The sequence below is a fragment of the Amycolatopsis sp. NPDC041971 genome (genome assembly GCF_055588925.1).
On the sequence record NZ_JBVJCE010000023.1, the window covers coordinates 1 to 14,753 of the forward strand.

The 14,753-nt window shown below is 67.4% G+C and carries 18 protein-coding genes and 1 pseudogene; 12 read left to right on the forward strand and 7 right to left on the reverse strand.

The window, feature by feature from the left end; all coding sequences use genetic code 11:
• Positions 1–20 precede the first annotated feature (20 nt).
• A complete protein-coding gene (locus ACZ6DT_RS34570) occupies positions 21–575 on the reverse strand; it encodes a hypothetical protein (protein ID WP_465603172.1) in 555 nt (184 codons plus the stop codon).
• A gap of 908 nt (positions 576–1,483) precedes the next feature.
• On the opposite strand from ACZ6DT_RS34570, the pseudogene ACZ6DT_RS34575 reads away from it, so the two are divergent.
• A pseudogene (locus ACZ6DT_RS34575) lies at positions 1,484–1,624 on the forward strand (daunorubicin/doxorubicin resistance ABC transporter ATP-binding protein DrrA); the annotation flags it as partial.
• Positions 1,625–1,771: 147 nt separating this feature from the next.
• On the opposite strand, the gene ACZ6DT_RS34580 reads toward ACZ6DT_RS34575, so the two are convergent.
• The 4 genes from ACZ6DT_RS34580 to ACZ6DT_RS34595 all read right to left on the reverse strand — a co-directional run bounded on the left by ACZ6DT_RS34580 (position 1,772) and on the right by ACZ6DT_RS34595 (position 6,008).
• Entirely contained in the window at positions 1,772–1,903 is a 132-nt protein-coding gene (locus tag ACZ6DT_RS34580; protein ID WP_465603447.1) for a hypothetical protein, read from the reverse strand.
• A gap of 155 nt (positions 1,904–2,058) precedes the next feature.
• Positions 2,059–3,117: a fatty acid desaturase family protein gene (locus ACZ6DT_RS34585; protein ID WP_465603174.1), complete on the reverse strand. Its 1,059-nt coding sequence runs from the start codon at positions 3,115–3,117 to the stop codon at positions 2,059–2,061.
• Positions 3,118–3,628: 511 nt separating this feature from the next.
• Complete coding sequence (locus tag ACZ6DT_RS34590) at positions 3,629–4,306, reverse strand: fasciclin domain-containing protein (protein WP_465603176.1); 678 nt, start codon at positions 4,304–4,306, stop codon at positions 3,629–3,631.
• A gap of 118 nt (positions 4,307–4,424) precedes the next feature.
• Positions 4,425–6,008, reverse strand: a complete 1,584-nt coding sequence (locus tag ACZ6DT_RS34595; protein ID WP_465603177.1) for a molybdopterin-dependent oxidoreductase — start codon at positions 6,006–6,008, stop codon at positions 4,425–4,427.
• Positions 6,009–6,215: 207 nt separating this feature from the next.
• Between ACZ6DT_RS34595 and sigK the strand changes: the two genes are divergently transcribed.
• The 8 genes from sigK (at position 6,216) to amaP (ending at position 10,203) form a co-directional block, all read left to right on the forward strand.
• Positions 6,216–6,824: an ECF RNA polymerase sigma factor SigK gene (gene sigK / locus ACZ6DT_RS34600; RefSeq protein ID WP_465603179.1), complete on the forward strand. Its 609-nt coding sequence runs from the start codon at positions 6,216–6,218 to the stop codon at positions 6,822–6,824.
• On the forward strand, positions 6,821–7,522 hold the full coding sequence (locus tag ACZ6DT_RS34605; protein WP_465603180.1) for an anti-sigma factor: 702 nt from the start codon (positions 6,821–6,823) through the stop codon (positions 7,520–7,522). Before sigK ends, ACZ6DT_RS34605 begins: the two co-directional genes overlap by 4 nt.
• A gap of 170 nt (positions 7,523–7,692) precedes the next feature.
• Positions 7,693–8,163: an Asp23/Gls24 family envelope stress response protein gene (locus ACZ6DT_RS34610; RefSeq protein WP_465603181.1), complete on the forward strand. Its 471-nt coding sequence runs from the start codon at positions 7,693–7,695 to the stop codon at positions 8,161–8,163.
• A gap of 41 nt (positions 8,164–8,204) precedes the next feature.
• Positions 8,205–8,492, forward strand: a complete 288-nt coding sequence (locus ACZ6DT_RS34615) for a hypothetical protein (protein ID WP_465603183.1) — start codon at positions 8,205–8,207, stop codon at positions 8,490–8,492.
• A 32-nt stretch (positions 8,493–8,524) separates the two neighbouring features.
• Positions 8,525–8,701 carry a hypothetical protein gene (locus ACZ6DT_RS34620; RefSeq protein ID WP_044850562.1) on the forward strand — a complete coding sequence of 59 codons (177 nt, stop codon included), beginning with the start codon at positions 8,525–8,527 and terminating at the stop codon, positions 8,699–8,701.
• 4 nt (positions 8,702–8,705) lie between these two features.
• Positions 8,706–9,110 (forward strand): Asp23/Gls24 family envelope stress response protein, encoded by a 405-nt coding sequence (locus tag ACZ6DT_RS34625; RefSeq protein WP_465603185.1) that lies wholly within the window; start codon positions 8,706–8,708, stop codon positions 9,108–9,110.
• Positions 9,107–9,634, forward strand: coding sequence for a DUF6286 domain-containing protein (locus ACZ6DT_RS34630; protein WP_465603186.1), 528 nt, complete (start codon positions 9,107–9,109; stop codon positions 9,632–9,634). The genes ACZ6DT_RS34625 and ACZ6DT_RS34630 overlap by 4 nt, the downstream gene beginning before the upstream one ends.
• Positions 9,631–10,203 (forward strand): alkaline shock response membrane anchor protein AmaP, encoded by a 573-nt coding sequence (amaP, locus tag ACZ6DT_RS34635; protein WP_465603188.1) that lies wholly within the window; start codon positions 9,631–9,633, stop codon positions 10,201–10,203. The genes ACZ6DT_RS34630 and amaP overlap by 4 nt, the downstream gene beginning before the upstream one ends.
• Positions 10,204–10,273: 70 nt before the next feature.
• Here the strand turns inward: amaP and ACZ6DT_RS34640 are convergent, their stop codons facing one another.
• Entirely contained in the window at positions 10,274–10,813 is a 540-nt protein-coding gene (locus ACZ6DT_RS34640; RefSeq protein ID WP_465603190.1) for an STAS domain-containing protein, read from the reverse strand.
• An 842-nt stretch (positions 10,814–11,655) separates the two neighbouring features.
• Between ACZ6DT_RS34640 and ACZ6DT_RS34645 the strand changes: the two genes are divergently transcribed.
• From ACZ6DT_RS34645 to ACZ6DT_RS34655, 3 genes are read left to right on the forward strand one after another with little or no spacing between them, the layout of a single operon-like run.
• Entirely contained in the window at positions 11,656–12,711 is a 1,056-nt protein-coding gene (locus tag ACZ6DT_RS34645; RefSeq protein WP_465603191.1) for a fatty acid desaturase family protein, read from the forward strand.
• The gene (locus ACZ6DT_RS34650) at positions 12,708–13,394 is read left to right on the forward strand and encodes a GAF and ANTAR domain-containing protein (protein ID WP_465603193.1); all 687 of its coding nucleotides are present in this window, start codon (positions 12,708–12,710) and stop codon (positions 13,392–13,394) included. The genes ACZ6DT_RS34645 and ACZ6DT_RS34650 overlap by 4 nt, the downstream gene beginning before the upstream one ends.
• Positions 13,395–13,398: 4 nt before the next feature.
• The gene (locus tag ACZ6DT_RS34655) at positions 13,399–14,202 is read left to right on the forward strand and encodes a GAF and ANTAR domain-containing protein (RefSeq protein WP_465603195.1); all 804 of its coding nucleotides are present in this window, start codon (positions 13,399–13,401) and stop codon (positions 14,200–14,202) included.
• Here the strand turns inward: ACZ6DT_RS34655 and ACZ6DT_RS34660 are convergent.
• Positions 14,191–14,577, reverse strand: coding sequence for an HPF/RaiA family ribosome-associated protein (locus ACZ6DT_RS34660; protein WP_465603197.1), 387 nt, complete (start codon positions 14,575–14,577; stop codon positions 14,191–14,193). The genes ACZ6DT_RS34655 and ACZ6DT_RS34660 overlap by 12 nt on opposite strands.
• Positions 14,578–14,753: the final 176 nt, after the last annotated feature.

The following is a 14,753-nucleotide window of genomic DNA, read 5'->3' on the forward strand; positions in this document are numbered from 1 at the left end:
ACTCACAAGGTCCGATGTCATCACTCACAGTGCCCATCCCGCCGGACCTCAGCCCGGCGTGTCGGGCCGGAAACACCGATCCTGGAACAGTCCCCCAGTCGCTCTCGGGCCATGTTGCGGAGTAGGGCGGCGCCTGTGGCGAGTGCTCCGGATTCCGCGACAGTGGTCACGCGCTCGATCAGCGGGCGCGCACTGCTGTCTGGTGGTTCGTGCAGTCCGATGCCGTAGCCGACGAAAAGCAGCACGATGCCGTGCCGTGTCGCTTCTGGAATCCAGTCGTGGGGCAGGTCGACGGGCACGTGATCGAGCAGTGGTCGGCGGTGCGGCCAGTGCAGGGTCACCGCGCCGGTGTGGTCGATGAGGGCACGCCATCCAGGTGTCGGGACGGTGGGGAAGTGTCGGAGGTCGGTGGTCAGCTTCAAGCCGCGGGTGAGGACGGCTCGGAACAACCCGTCGCGCATCATGACGTCACCGTGTCGCCGATCGGGCGCTTCGCCTTCAAGGAACAGAGCCGCGAAGTGTCCGTCGCGGCGTGTCCAGAAGCCGGCCTGTAGGTGCAGTTCGATGGGGACCATGTGTCGTGCCTGCTTTCGTTCGATCGGACAGTCGCTTCGCCCGCAAGGTGGCCAGAAACGAAATTTCCCGCCGCGCGTCGGCCAATGTGGTCGTGGGCATGACGACTCCCGTCGCCTGGTCGACGGGAGTCGACGCGGGGCACAAGTTCCTCGGCGTTGGCGAACAATCAGGGCCCCACGGAGTTGATCAATTGGCCGAAGGAGGTGCGGTGGCCGTCCAGCCGGATTCCGCCGAACATCACCGCCGCCCTTCGCTGAAGGAGCACCGACCCTCCCCATCGATGATCGAGGTACACCAAGGATTCGGCGCCACCGTGGGAGCGGTTTGCCCTGTGATGCAGCTGCAACAGACCACCATGCCGATGGCCCACACGAGAGCACGTCGCGGTAGCGGATCTCGGTGTCCACGCCGGAACGTCCGGTAGTTCAGGCCGACGCTCCTGACAGCCGAAGGTGTGGCGCTGCGTCGACGTAGACCCGGTCGTGGAGAAACGGGGAACACCAGTGACGACACGAGGCGAGTTCGTACGCCACTTTGTGTCGTGGGCGGGGCGTAATACATCCTCACACCGCTGCATGGTTGTCGTCCACGGTGAGGTGATCGGCATGGCATGGTCGGCGATCCCCCAGCACATTCCGACCCCTTGCAAGCTTGAGCGGTTCTCCGGCAATGTGCAGTGCGCGTACGTCGTGCCGGACGGACGTGACAGCGGCCTCGGCGGACGGCCCATCTCGAAGGTTTTGACCTCGCCCGCCACCTGACGCTTGAGCGTGTGACGGTGCACTCCCAGTGCCCGAGCGGTTCCCGCTTATTCGGGCAGGGCTTCGAACGTCTCCCCGGTTGCTCCAGGCCGTTCTCGCGCACGTGGCCAAGCAGGAACCAACACACTGACGCGGCAGCAGCCACTCCCACGGTCGGCTTGGACCCGCAAAACCGCCTCGACACCTGGGAAATCGTAGGCGAGCTCGTCCGGAAAGGCACCACGGTCCTGCTCACCACGCAGTACCTCGAAGAAGCCGACCGGCTGGCCGACCGGATCGCGGGCATCGCCGGATGCAGACGCACAGGTCGGCGAATCTTTGTTGAACCCGGGCCGTCTTCGCCCGTGGACTTTGTCCCGCATCGTCAAGCCGGTGACGCAAAGGAGCGGGGGCACCGGATTCCGGTGCCCCCGCTCGGTGTTTTCCCGGAACCGTCAGACGGTGTGCGGGGTGTTGGCGATGTTCGAGCCCGTGGCGATGACATCGGCGTCGCCGCCGTCGCCCGCGGGACCGAAGTTGCCGCCGGGGGTGGTGCAGCATCTGCCGTAGCGGTCGTCGAAGTACATGGAGCTATCGACCTGAGCACCGCAAGGACGGTGCGGGACGAACTCCGTGCGGCGATACGGCCGCCGACCGCCGTGCTTGTCGTGGATCTGACGGACGTCGGTTTTCTGCAGGTCCCCGGCTCAGCGTCTTGGTGGACCGCCCGGCGCGATGCCCCTCATCCCGGGGATGGTGGCGCGCTGGGCGCGCGGAGCGGTGCGCTGACGTCGTGAAGGTGCTGAAGAACGTAACGGTAAGTCCGCAAAAGTCCACATTGGGCGTAGTCGATTCCGTGATCGGCGCAGAATGCGCGCACCAGGGGCTGCACGCGGCGCAGGTTGTTGCGCGGCATGCTGGGGAACAGGTGGTGCTCGATCTGGTAATTCAGGCCGCCAAGGGCGAAGTCGACCCATGGGCCGCCACGGATGTTGCGACTGGTGAGGACCTGCTTGCGGAGGAAGTCGAGCTTGGTCTTGTCGGTGTAGGTGGGCATGCCCTTGTGCCCTGGTGCGAACGAGCAGCCCATGTAGACGCCCCATAGTCCCTGGTGCACCGCGATGAACGCGATCGCCACCGGCAGGGACAACACGAGGAAAACCGCACTGAGGTAGACGCAGATATGTGCGATCAAGAGTGCTGCTTCAAGTCGACGGGCCTTGAGTTCGTCCTGCCAGACCGCTTCGATGCTGGCCCAATGCAGGCTGATGCCTTCCAGGAGCAGCAGCGGGAAGAACAGCGCTGCCTGGTGTTTCGTGCTCCAGCGTACGAAACCGCGCTTCTCATCCGTCTGCCCGCGGGTGAAGGCGAGCAGGGGGATGTCGATGTCGGGATCGTTGTCTTCGTGGTTGGGCCCGGCGTGATGCCGGGTGTGTTTGCCCATCCACCAGCCGTAGCTGATGCCGACGATCCCGCCGAAGGCGTAACCGAATCGATCGTTCATCCGTCCGGTACGGAAGATCTGGTTGTGCCCCGCGTCATGGCCGAGGAACGCCACCTGGGCGAATACGACCGCGAAGAAGGCCGCCAAGGCTAGTTGCCACCACGAGTCCCCCACCGCCACGAACGCCACGCACCCACCCACCAAAGCGAGCAACGTGAGACTGACTTTCACTGCGTAGTAACCGTAACGGCGCTCCAACAAACCTTCCCTCCGCACGAGCCGAGCGAGATCGGCGAAGTCGTTGCGTGAAGTAGCGCGAGCGTCACTGTCGAGCCGCTCCACCGAAGATGCACCCATAGACGTCCTTTCCCCAAATCCTGCGGCGCCGGGGGCTGGGGCGACCGGTCGTACTGTGTCTGGTTTCCCTGGAGTACGTGCATCAAACCAAGATCCGGGCAGCGAATTGGTGACCAGAGCGCCGGATAAGGGATCGGGTCACAGACCATGTTTTCCGGGCGTTCTGTGGGCGAGCCGGTACGTCCGCGGCCTGGCCCGGCCGAGCTGCTCGGCGTCGGTTGAGGCTCGTCCTCTGTCATCCGGTGAGCGGCTACCAAGGTGGAAGAGGGCCGGTCGCCGCCGCGGCCATGGAGTGAACCAGCGACGACGGCGACCGGCGGAACGCCGCCGCTACAGCGTTCCCCGTCGGCGGGTGGTCCGAGTCCCGCCGCGCGGCTGAAACCACAGTGTCCTCATCGGACACTGTGGGCGTGGAAGCGGCCGTCGCGGCTCCGGAGGTGATGGAAGCCGCGACGGCCGCTGAATCCGGGCCACCCACAAGGGGGATTCGTGGTGGCCCGGACGGGGGAGGCTAGTTCTTGTTGGTGCCGGGGGTCATCACCTTGTCGATGACGAAGACGGTGGCGTTCTTGGTGGGGATGTTGCCGCAGAGGATCTTGGCGCCGTTGACGGTCATGTTGTCGCCGGTGCCTTCGATCTTGACCGGGCCGCCGGCGGTGTTGAGGCTGTCGACCGTTCCGGCGGTGGCGAGGCCCTTGGCGTCGTAGCGCTTGGCGACGACGTGGTATTGCAGGATCGGGGCGAGCTGGTCGGGCTTGCCCGCGAGTTCGTTGAACTTGGCGTCACCGAGGGCGGCGAAGGCGGGGTCGGCGGGGGCGAACACGGTGATGGCCTGCTGGCTGTTGAGGGTGTCGACGAGGTTGGTGGCCTTGACCGCGGCGACCAGCTTGGTCAGCAGCGGGTTGGTCGAGGCGGCGCTGGCGACGGGCTGCGGGCCCATCGAGTCCAGCGAACCGGGCTCACCGCCCTGCGGCAGCTTCGAACACGCCGGGCCGAACACGTCGGCGTTGGTGGTGACCCCGTCACCGGAGGCGGCACTGGACATCGGAGCCGACATTGACGAGGACGGGGCGGGTGCGGGGGTGTTGGCGGCATTGCCGGATGACGGGGCGTCGTCACCGCTGCAGGCGGACAGGGCCAGTGCGGCGACCGCGGTGAAACCGATTCCTGCGAAACGAAGCTTGTTCATGAAATACCACTCCAGGTTGAGGCGGCTAGTGTTGTCCACTGTGGACGACTTATTTTTTTGTCTTCTTGCAAGGGATTCGGGCTGTCGGATACATGGATTGGTCGTTCGCCGATCTTTCTCAGGCGGCGGTGAACGTGACGTTGTGCCAGCCGGTCGCGCCGTCGGGGACGGTGCCCGCGCGCTGATCGGTCTGGGTGTAGCCGGACTTGTCGGTAGCGCGGCAGAACACCTGGTGCACTCCGGCGGGCAGGTCGACTTCGGTCCACCACATCCGCCAGGTGTTCAGGTTGACCTCCGTGGAGAGGGCGGCCGTCTGCCAGGGGCCCTGGTCCATGCGGACCTCGACCTTCTCGATCCCGGTGTGCTGTGCCCACGCCACGCCCGCGACCCGCACTTTTCCTTTTCGGACGTTCGCGAAGCCGCGGTGTGAGTCGATGCGGGATTCGGTCTTGATCGGCGCCTCTTGTGCCCAGCTTCGCTTGAGCCAGTACGCCTGGCGTGCCGCCCAGGTGGTGACTTCGATGTCCACGACCCATTTCGTGGCCGAGACGTAGCCGTACAACCCGGGGGTGACGAGCCGGGCGGGAAACCCGTGCTCCAGCGGCAACGGTTCGCCGTTCATGCCGATGGCGAGCATCGCGCCGCGATCGCGGTCCTGTGCCGCGGCGACCGGGGTGCCCGATGTCCAGCCGTCGACGCTGGTGCAGAACAGTTGCTCCGAGCCGGGTTTCACACCGGCTTCGGCGAGCAGGTCGGCCAGGTCGACGCCGATGAAGTTGGACGTGGACACGTAGTCCCCACCGACCTCATTGGACACACAGGTCATCGTGATGGTGCGTTCGAGCAGTGGCCGGTTCCGGATGTCGTCGTAGGTGTAGCGGATTTCCCGGTCGACCATGCCGTGCAGCCGCAGGCTCCAGTCCTCGGCGCGTAACTGGGGCACCGAAAGCGCGGTGTCCACGCGGTAGAACTTGTCGTTCGGCGTCAGGAACGGAGGCGTGCCCAGCCTCGCGAAGTCGGCGTCGACCGGGATCGTCGGCGCCGTCCGCGCGGGGACCAGTGTGCCGATCGCTTCCCGTGACGCCGTCGCGTCGCGGGTCGAGCTGATCAGCTGACCGCCCAGCCCCGCGGCACCGGCGCCGGCCACGACACCCGCCCCGCCGATCAGGAACGCCCGCCGAGAGGTGCCTGCCTTCTCCTCGGAGTCCGGCTCCCGCCACACACGCGGGGCGATCCGGTGCAGGAGAAGGAAGACGGCGATCCCGGTGATCAGGCTGGCGAGCGGCGCGAGCAGCGCGACCATCGTCAGGTCCGGGCGCTGAGCCACCGCGAACGCGCCGACCAGGCCGAACACGGCGATGACCACCGTGCCGGGCACCGGTGATCGTCGCGACAGAACTCCCGCGAGCGCGGCCGCCGCGACCATGACCACCGCCATACCGCCCAGCAGCACCAGTTTGTCGTAGATGCCGAAGGTGCGGACCGCGAAATCCTTCATCTCGACTGGGGTCAGGTCGATGGCGCCGTTGCCCACGGCCAGGTACGGCGAAGCGTTGACGCTGATGAAACCGGCCACCAGATGCCCGACCGCCAGCGCGGCGGTCAGGGCCAGGATGCCGTTGAACGCGGCCGCGAAGAACCGCAACCGAGTTCGTCGCGGCGGCTCGGGGCTCTCGACAGTGGTCAGTTCAGGGACGGCCATGTGCTGTCTTCGGCGCCGCAGGGCCGCCCGGATTGGCCTTGTGACCACACCGACACCCGGCTTCACCCGATCGGGGTGGGGCGAGGTCCCCGGAAACCCGCACCAATACGGACCGTGCTCGCCGACGAATCATCGGTAACAGCTCACTCGTGGCGCAGTCCGTTCGTCGCGAGGTGCAAGCTCGGCTCCGGCCGGGAAGGACTCGTCATGGCCGCCGCGCGCGCCACCGTAATCGCCCTCCGTCCATCTCTCCATCACGTACTCGACACGCCGCAGACGTCGGAGGAACTGCTCGGTCGCTCGGCGCGCGGTGATGAACAGGCCTTCGCGGCTCTCTACGACCGGCTCGCCGGCCCGGTCTTCGGCACGGTGCTCAACGTCTGCCGGTCCCGGGCCTTCGCCGAGGAGGTCACCCAGGAAGTCATGCTCGAGATCTGGCGCAAGGCCGCGCGGTTCGACCCGGCCCGCGCCAAGGTCACCACCTGGGCCCTGACGATCGCGCACCGGCGGGCGATCGACCGGGTCCGTTCCGAACAGTCCGCCCGTGACCGTGAGGACCGGGTCGACCTGCTGAACCCGCGTCTTCCCTGCGACGACGTGGCCGAGGCGGCGGTGTCCACCGACGAACGCGACCTGGTCCGGGGGGCACTGGCCGGACTCACCGAACTGCAGCGGGAATCGATTCTGCTCGCCTACTTCCACGGACTCACCTGCCAGGAGGTCGCCGACAAGCTCGGCGTCGCCCTCGGCACCATCAAGACCCGGATCCGTGACGGCCTGATCCGTCTGCGGGACACGGTAGGAGCAACACGATGACCACCGCCGAAGCCCACACCCTGACCGGCGCCTACGCGCTGGACGCGGTCACCGACATCGAACGCGCCACCTTCACCCGGCACCTGGCCGACTGCTCGACGTGCGCGCGAGAGGTCGCCGAACTCCGCGAAACCGCGGCGGCGCTCGGCGCGGCGATGACCACCGACCCCGGGGACGCCCTGCGCGGCCGGATTCTCATCGAGATCGCCGCCACGAGGCAGGCACCGCCCTTGATCAAGGCCGGGAAGAAGCCGGCCCGGCGTTGGCGTGCACGCGCCGCCGTGGCTGTCGTAGCCGCCGCGGCCACCGCGGCGGTTTTCGCGGGCGGCATCACCCTCGGCGCGACGCGCTCGGCTTCTGTCCCGGTCGCCGGGCCCATCGTGACACCGGACATGGAGACGGTCCACGCCGACGGCGTCCGGGGCGGGTCCACGACCGTCTACTTCTCCCGGCGGAGCGGCGAAGCCATCATCACCGCACAAGGACTGCCTCGACTCGATGACGGCCACGCCTACCAGGTCTGGCTCCTCGGCTCCCGTGGCGCGCAATCCGGAGGGCTTCTGCGATCGGACGCCGGAACAGTCGCCGTAGCCCTCGCCGCCGATGTCGACGGCGTCGGAATCACCGTCGAACCCGCGACAGGCTCCCCGCGGCCCACCACGGCACCCCTCGTCCGTGTACCGCTCGGGCCCCGGTGACGTTCACCGAACAGAGCGGTCGGTACTCGATCTTGAGCCGGGTGGGTGGGACGGGTGTCACACGATGGGGTCGTGACGATCTTCTCAGCACGGTGTCTCAGTGGTGTGGAAGTAAGGATGGAACTCCACGAACTTCCGCGGAGACCACAGGAACCGACCGAGGAGAAGTCATGACGAATTCGACTGCCACCAAGACCTCCAGCCAGTCGTCCGAGGTGGAAAAGACCGGCACGGGCGCGTTGGAGTCGAGCAAGGGCACCACCAGTATCGCCGACACCGTGGTGGCGAAGGTCGCCGGTCTGGCGACTCGTGAGATCTCCGGTGTGTACGACCTCGGTGGCGGTGCGGCCCGGGCGTTCAGCGCGATCCGTGAGCGCATTCCCGGTGCCACGGCCTCGGCGAGCCAGGGTGTTTCGGTCGAGGTCGGGGAAAAGCAGGCCGCGGTCGATCTGCAGATCCTCGTCGAGTACGGCGTGTCCATCGCCGATCTGTCCCGCGCGGTGCGCCGGAACGTCATCGGCGCGGTCGAGCAGATCACGGGGCTCGAGGTCGTCGAGGTCAACATCAACGTTTCCGACGTGCACATCCCCGGTGACGACGAGGACGAGGACACCAAGACCGACACCGGCCGCGTCCAGTGAGCCCCGGCGTCGAGATCGACGCCGACCGCATTGCCACCGCTGTGCAGGCCCAACCCCACATCGCGGGCCTGCACAGCGGCCGGTTCGGCGAGATCGCCACCCTCCTGCGCGGACGCCGGATCCCGGGAATCCGCATTCGCGAAGACGAGATCACCATCGGGGTCACCGGCCGCTACCCGGCGACCGCCGTCGAGATCAGCGACGACGTCCGCGCGGCGGTGGGGCAGGTCGGCCTTCCGGTACATGTGCGGATCGGCGATATCGCCCCCGCACCGGCTGACCCCACGGTCGAAGTCACGGACACGGTGTCCGACGCGTCTCTTTCCTGATCCACGCCGACCGGCACAGCCAAGGAGAAACCATGAATTCCACGCATCTCGGCCTTCTCACCGGCCTCGCTCTCGGACTCGCGGCCGCCTTCGGCGGGTTCAGCGCCTTCATCATCGTCCTGGTCCTCGGCGCCCTCGGCCTGCTGGCCGGCCGTGTCCTCGACGGCAAGCTCGACCTTTCGCAACTCACCGGCCGCGACAGGGGCTGACCCCATGACCGCCACTCTCTCGAGCGCGGCCCTCGAAACGGCTCCCGCGGATGCCGGAGACCGGGGCATCCTCACTATTTCCGACAGCACCGTGCAGCGGATCGCGGCGCACGCGGTGACCGAGGTCGAAGGCGTCGGCGGCGCCGCCGGCCGGGTGCTCGGTGTCGCCGTCGGCGGCGAAGACATCGACAACAGCGCCAAGGTCACCGCGAAAGTCACCGGTGGCACCGCCAGCCTCAACGTCAGGATCTCCATCAGCTATCCGATGCCGGTCGCTCGCACCACGGAGAGCGCCCGGCGGCACGTGATGCGCCGCGTCGAAGAGTTCACCGGTCTCACGGTGTCGCAAGTGGACATCACCGTCACCGCGCTGCACACCGCCGGCGCCGAAACCAGGAGGGTTCAGTGAAACGCCGCCCACGCCGCAGCATTCCCGCGACTCTCACCGCGATCGTCCTGCTCGCCGCTTGCGCCCTCGTCGCGGTCGTCGCGATCCAGATGATCCTCGGTGAAACTCCTTGGATTCGCTACGACACCGTCGCCGGCGCCCTGCACGACCTGCGTTGGAACGACGTCACGACGGCCGTCATCGGCGGCGTCGCGGTTCTTCTCGGGCTGATCCTGGTCTTGGCGGCCGTCCTGCCGGGCGGGCTCACCGTCCTGCCGCTTCGAGGCGAGCTGGACTCCGGAGCGTCGCGCCGAAGCTACCGCTCCACCCTTCGCGCCGCGGCCGCCACGGTGGACGGCGTATCCAGCGCGACGGTGAAACTCAAGCCCCGCAAGGTATCCGCGAAAGTGAGCACCGGGCGGGCGACCACCGATGGTCTCGCCGAAGCCGTGCGCGGCGCGATCACGCACCGGCTCGACCAGATCGACCCCGCCCTCCGTCCGACCGTCAAGGTCAAGGTCCGCAGTGCCAGGAGCACGTCATGACCAGCCTCAACCGGCCCGCCCGGCTCAATCGCGCTTTGCTCGCCTTCTTAGGACTCGTCCTGATCGCGGCCGGTGCCTTCACCTTGCTGACCCATTTCGGCACGCTCACCGTCCTGCGACCGGAATCCGAGTTGGTGGCCGGTACGGGACAGCCGCCTGTCTGGGCGCTCTACGTCGCCGCCGCGGTCGCGGTCGTACTGGGCCTGCTCGTGCTGCGGTGGCTCATCGCGCAGCTGACACGCAAGCCCAAGACCCACACCTGGCGCCTCGAGAACGATCCCGCCGCCGGCCGCACCGAGCTGGCCGCGAGTACCGCGATCGAGCCGTTCGTCACCGAGGTGTCGAACTATCCCGGCGTCCACGCCGCGCACGCGACGCTCGGCGGAACCCGCCATACGCCGGCTGTCGCGCTGGTGATCAGCGCCGAACAGGACGGCGACGTCACCGAAATCCGCCGCCGGATCGACACCGACGGCCTCCCGCGGCTGCGGCGAGCACTCGACCTCGACACCCTGCCGGTGACCGTCGAGTTCCGCTTTTCCGCCAAGACGGGCGCGCGCGCCCTTTAGCCCTGAGCTGCCTCCGCGGTCACGCCGGCGGGATCCGGATCGCCCGCGGAAGCCGCGAGCGCTTGCCTCGTCAGCCGGACGGGTGCGCGGGCAGGGGTTTCCCGAGTGGGTCGCCGGTGCCGGCAGGTGAGGCGACGGCCGCCGAGCGTGAGCTGTGGATGATCAGTTGTTCGTGCAGCCGGGTGATCCGCAGTGGCCGCCAGACCGCGCGCGTGGTGGCGACCAGCCGGAGGTCGGTGTGCGGGACGGCTTGCCGGTGAGCGGCGAGGAGGACCGCCAAACCGGCGGAGTTCAGGAACCGGACGAGACTCAGGTCCACGATCAACCGTCGTGGCCGGCGGCTCAACGCCGCCTCGATCGCCTGGCGTGCCGTGGGGGCGGTGTGCAGGTCCAGGTCGCCGTCGACGACGAGCACCAGTGTCCGGTCGAGTTGCTCCACCGTCACGGCCAAAGGCGGAGAACACCGCACCGGGGGCTCTTGTCCGCCGGTAGGGGTCTCGATGACCGCGCGAACGACACCGAGGTCCGTCCTGTTCCGCGGGGCCGCGCCGAGCGTCGCGGGATCCTGTCGCGGACGACGCAGGCGAAGATCGAGCGTTATGAGTTTCACGATCCGGGCTCCAGACTCGGCCGGTCGCCGCTGAAGCTCACCGCACGGAGGCATGTGCGCGGCCAGGTGCGAATGCGGCCAGTTCGACGGGCGATCGTCGCGAGGGCGGTGTCTGGGCACTCCGGCGCTGTCCTGTGCAGTCTAGCGCGTGGACAGCGGAAAAGACGTCTTCCCGGACCGGCTTCCCGATCGTGGGGTACCGGTCCCGCATCGGCGGGCCGGGCACCGGGGATCAGGGTCTACGCTGACCGGTGTCACCCGATCGGCCGCCCGGGATCGGCGGAACGGATCGTGGTGTGTCGGGTTTCGCCCCGGACCTTGGCGTCGCAGGCTCGAAGCGCGATCGCCGTCAGCGGATGGTTTCGGTGTCCTGCGCCATCGTGAGAGTTCCATCGGCGGCCTCGCCGCGATCGTGTGGCCGGGCATCGGGGCACTGACCACGATGGCTGATCCGCCGGTTGGCGCTGCTCCGGCCAGGGGAAGTCCTGCTGCCGACTCGGCGTTCCGGGGTACTGGAGGCTATCGTCGAAGACAGCACATCGTTGCCTTCACGCGTGGGACGGCCACCGCCCGACGGGCTGAAGGACCGCTCCGGACCCGGCGGCGCACGTTCGGTGTCGTCCTCGACGACCGAATGGGCCGGCGAGCCGTCCGCAGCGCACGAGAGGCCCCGCCATGGCCGATCCCCCCGCAAGATCCGCCGTTCCCCTGCCGGCGGTGCTCGATTCCGCCGCCCCGTCCTTGCGCGGCGAAGCCGACGAACACGCGAGCAGACCCGTGGAATCCGGCCCGCCCGAACCCGGCCTCGACCGGAAACCCGAACCACGGCAAGGAGATGCTTCATGACCACGACCACCCGGGAACTCGACCGAGAGCGGACGGAACTCATCGGCGAGGAACTGGATTCGGTGCGGCGGCGGGTGGTGGCGGATCTCGGCGCGGAAGACGCCGACTACATCCGCCGGGTCGTCGCGGTGCAACGGCTCAGTGAGTTGTCGGGCCGGGTGCTGCTGTTCGCGGGCTGGTTCCCGCCGGCGTGGATCGCCGGTGTCGGGGCGCTGTCGTTGTCGAAGATCTTGGACAACATGGAGATCGGCCACAATGTCCTGCACGGTCAGTACGACTGGATGAAGGATCCGACACTGAATTCACGGACCTTCGAATGGGACATGGTCTGCCCGAGCGAACAGTGGCGCCGCTCGCACAACTTCATGCACCACACCTACACCAACGTCCTCGACAAGGACCGCGACGTCGGTTACGGCATCATCCGGATCACCGAAGACCAGAAGTGGAATCCGTACTACCTCGGCAATCCGCTCTACGCGGCGGCGCAGGCGCTGTTCTTCGAGTACGGGATCATGCTGCACGACCTCGAAGCGGACCGGATCGTGCAAGGTCGCCGTTCGTGGGCGGACGTCCGCCCGTTGCTCGGCCCGATGCTGCGCAAGGTGTGGCGGCAGGCGGGCAAGGACTACCTGCTCTTCCCCGCGCTGACGGGCCCGCTGTTCCCGGTGACCCTGGCGGCGAACGTCAGCGCGAACCTGGTCCGCAACCTGTGGGCCTTCTCGATCATCTTCTGCGGCCACTTTCCCGACGGTGCGCAGGTGTTCACCGAAGAGGAGAGCGAAAACGAGAGCAAGGGGCAGTGGTACCTGCGCCAGATGCTCGGCTCCGCGAACATCACCGGAAGCCCGCTGTTCCATCTGCTTTCCGGGAATCTGAGCCATCAAATCGAGCACCACCTGTTCCCGGATATCCCGTCCCGCCGCTATCCGCGGATCGCCGCGGAGGTGCGGGAGATCTGCGAACGCCACGACCTGCCGTACAACACGGGTTCCCTTTCGAAACAACTCGGCTCGGTCATCCGCAAGATCATCCGCCTCGCTTTGCCATGACCGAAGAACTACTCGCACTACTCGGTGACGCCGACGACGGCCTCGAGCTGGTCCGGCGCATCTGTGAGCTGTGCGTCACCGAACTGGCCGTCTCCGGCGCCGGGCTGAGTGTGATGGTGGGCCCGTCGACCGACGGCGCCCAAGCCCTCGTGCACAGCACCGGCGAGCTGGGGACAAAGCTGGAGGATCTGCGGCTGACCGTGGGCGAGGGACCGAGCGTGGAGGCGTTCATTTCCGGTTGGGCGGTCCTGATACCGAATCTCGACGCCGAGCATGACCGGTGGCCCGCCTACGCTCCGGGTGCCGCGGGGCTCGGTGTGGCGGCGGTGTTCTCGTTCCCGTTACAGGTCGGCGCCGCGCGCCTGGGTGTGCTGGAGCTGTACCGCACCACACGGGGGCCGCTCAGCGAGGCGCGGCTTTCCAGCGCCTTCGCACTGGCGGAGGCGGGCACGGTGGCGTTACTGGACGACGCCGAGACGGCACAGGGCGCGAGACTGCTGGGGCAAGGCGAAGTGCACAGCGCGGTGCACCAGGCCACCGGCATCGTGACCGTTCAACTCGAAGTGAGTCTCCAAGAAGCCTTCATCAGGATCCGCGCGTACGCCTATGCCCATCACCTTCCGCTGAACGAAGTAGGCAGGCGGATCGTGCGGCGCGAATTGCTCCTCGGAACGGAAGAGTGAAGTCATGACAGGAAAACCGCAGGAACACGCGTCCATGTCCGCGACCGGTGGGACGCCGCCGGACGGAGGACGAGACCGGCTGCTCGCGAACACCTTCGTCGAGCTCGCGGACACCCTCGTGGACGAATTCGATGTCGCGGACTTCCTGCGCACGCTCGTCGAACAGTGCGTGCGGCTGATGGATGCCTCCGCCGCCGGCGTCGTACTCGCCGATTCCCGGGGCAGGCTCGCGATGGCCGCAGCCTCCTCCGAACGGGCCGGTCTGCTGGAAACCTTGGCGGTACAGGCCGAAGACGGACCGTGCATCGACTGCCTCCGCGGTGGCAGCCCGGTGCGCAGCACCGACCTCCGTCAGGACACCGCGCGGTGGCCCCAGTTCACGGCCGCGGCGGCCGCGGCCGGATTCCGCGCCGCGGAGGCCGTCCCGATGCGGTTGCGCCGGATGGTCATCGGCAGCCTCACCCTGCTCCACACCGAACCCGTGCGGGAAGACACCGATCGCACCGCGCTCAGCCAGGCGCTCGCCGACGTCGCCACCATCGGACTCCTGCAACAACGCGCCATCGTCCGTGGTGAGATCCTCACCGAACAATTACAGTCCGCGCTGAACAGCCGGGTGATCATCGAACAGGCGAAGGGCGTCTTGTCCGCGCGCAGCCATGATCCGGACATGGAACACGCCTTCACCGCCCTGCGCGGCTACGCTCGCAGCCACCACCAGCGCCTGGTGGACCTGTCCCGTGAGGTCGCCGACGGCACCGCCGACATCGACGCCATCCTCGCCCACGCGTCGCGGTCACACCCCTGAGATGGGCGGCACCGGGGTCTGCCGCAGCGCCCGGTTGTGCCGAGGTTCGGTGCGGGTCTTCGCGTGGTCCACCTGGCGGATCATTTCGGTGCGGACCTCGTTGAGCGCGACCGGCAGGTCCGGTGCCGAAGAACCGGCCACCAGATGCAGGCCGGAAAAGCGATGGAGCCGGCATTCGAGAGTGAGCTGCTGTCCCGCGCCGTCCCGGTCCTTCACGCTGATTTCGAGATCGACCTTTCCTTCGCCGAAGGAACGCAGCCTGGAACCGAGTGCGGCCAGTCGTTCGGCGACCCAATCGTGTTCGGCGGCGGAGAATCCGGCGCCGAGACGGAGCTGGTCGGCTATCAGGCTCAGGTCTTTCCGATCGGCGGTCATGTCGTCTTCTTCCCTTTGTCGCAAATAGACAGTCCTCAATGGACGATGCTTTGGTCGTTCTCGCGTAAGCGGCGGACAGGTCCTACTGTACGCCGTTTCGGCACCGAAATACGGAGCGGGTGAATTATTGCCGCGTCACCACGCGGTTTTCTCTGTACAATAAGAAGTACCGAGAG

Coding starts and splice junctions, on each gene's coding strand:
- ACZ6DT_RS34590 (WP_465603176.1), bottom strand. CDS start 4,306: ATGAACAAGCTTCGTTTCGCAGGAATCGGTTTCACCGCGGTCGCCGCA.
- sigK (WP_465603179.1), top strand. CDS start 6,216: ATGGCCGCCGCGCGCGCCACCGTAATCGCCCTCCGTCCATCTCTCCAT.
- amaP (WP_465603188.1), top strand. CDS start 9,631: ATGACCAGCCTCAACCGGCCCGCCCGGCTCAATCGCGCTTTGCTCGCC.
- ACZ6DT_RS34570 (WP_465603172.1), bottom strand. CDS start 575: ATGGTCCCCATCGAACTGCACCTACAGGCCGGCTTCTGGACACGCCGC.
- ACZ6DT_RS34610 (WP_465603181.1), top strand. CDS start 7,693: ATGACGAATTCGACTGCCACCAAGACCTCCAGCCAGTCGTCCGAGGTG.
- ACZ6DT_RS34625 (WP_465603185.1), top strand. CDS start 8,706: ATGACCGCCACTCTCTCGAGCGCGGCCCTCGAAACGGCTCCCGCGGAT.
- ACZ6DT_RS34660 (WP_465603197.1), bottom strand. CDS start 14,577: ATGACCGCCGATCGGAAAGACCTGAGCCTGATAGCCGACCAGCTCCGT.
- ACZ6DT_RS34650 (WP_465603193.1), top strand. CDS start 12,708: ATGACCGAAGAACTACTCGCACTACTCGGTGACGCCGACGACGGCCTC.
- ACZ6DT_RS34620 (WP_044850562.1), top strand. CDS start 8,525: ATGAATTCCACGCATCTCGGCCTTCTCACCGGCCTCGCTCTCGGACTC.
- ACZ6DT_RS34595 (WP_465603177.1), bottom strand. CDS start 6,008: ATGGCCGTCCCTGAACTGACCACTGTCGAGAGCCCCGAGCCGCCGCGA.
- ACZ6DT_RS34585 (WP_465603174.1), bottom strand. CDS start 3,117: ATGGGTGCATCTTCGGTGGAGCGGCTCGACAGTGACGCTCGCGCTACT.
- ACZ6DT_RS34580 (WP_465603447.1), bottom strand. CDS start 1,903: ATGTACTTCGACGACCGCTACGGCAGATGCTGCACCACCCCCGGCGGC.
- ACZ6DT_RS34655 (WP_465603195.1), top strand. CDS start 13,399: ATGACAGGAAAACCGCAGGAACACGCGTCCATGTCCGCGACCGGTGGG.
- ACZ6DT_RS34605 (WP_465603180.1), top strand. CDS start 6,821: ATGACCACCGCCGAAGCCCACACCCTGACCGGCGCCTACGCGCTGGAC.
- ACZ6DT_RS34645 (WP_465603191.1), top strand. CDS start 11,656: ATGACCACGACCACCCGGGAACTCGACCGAGAGCGGACGGAACTCATC.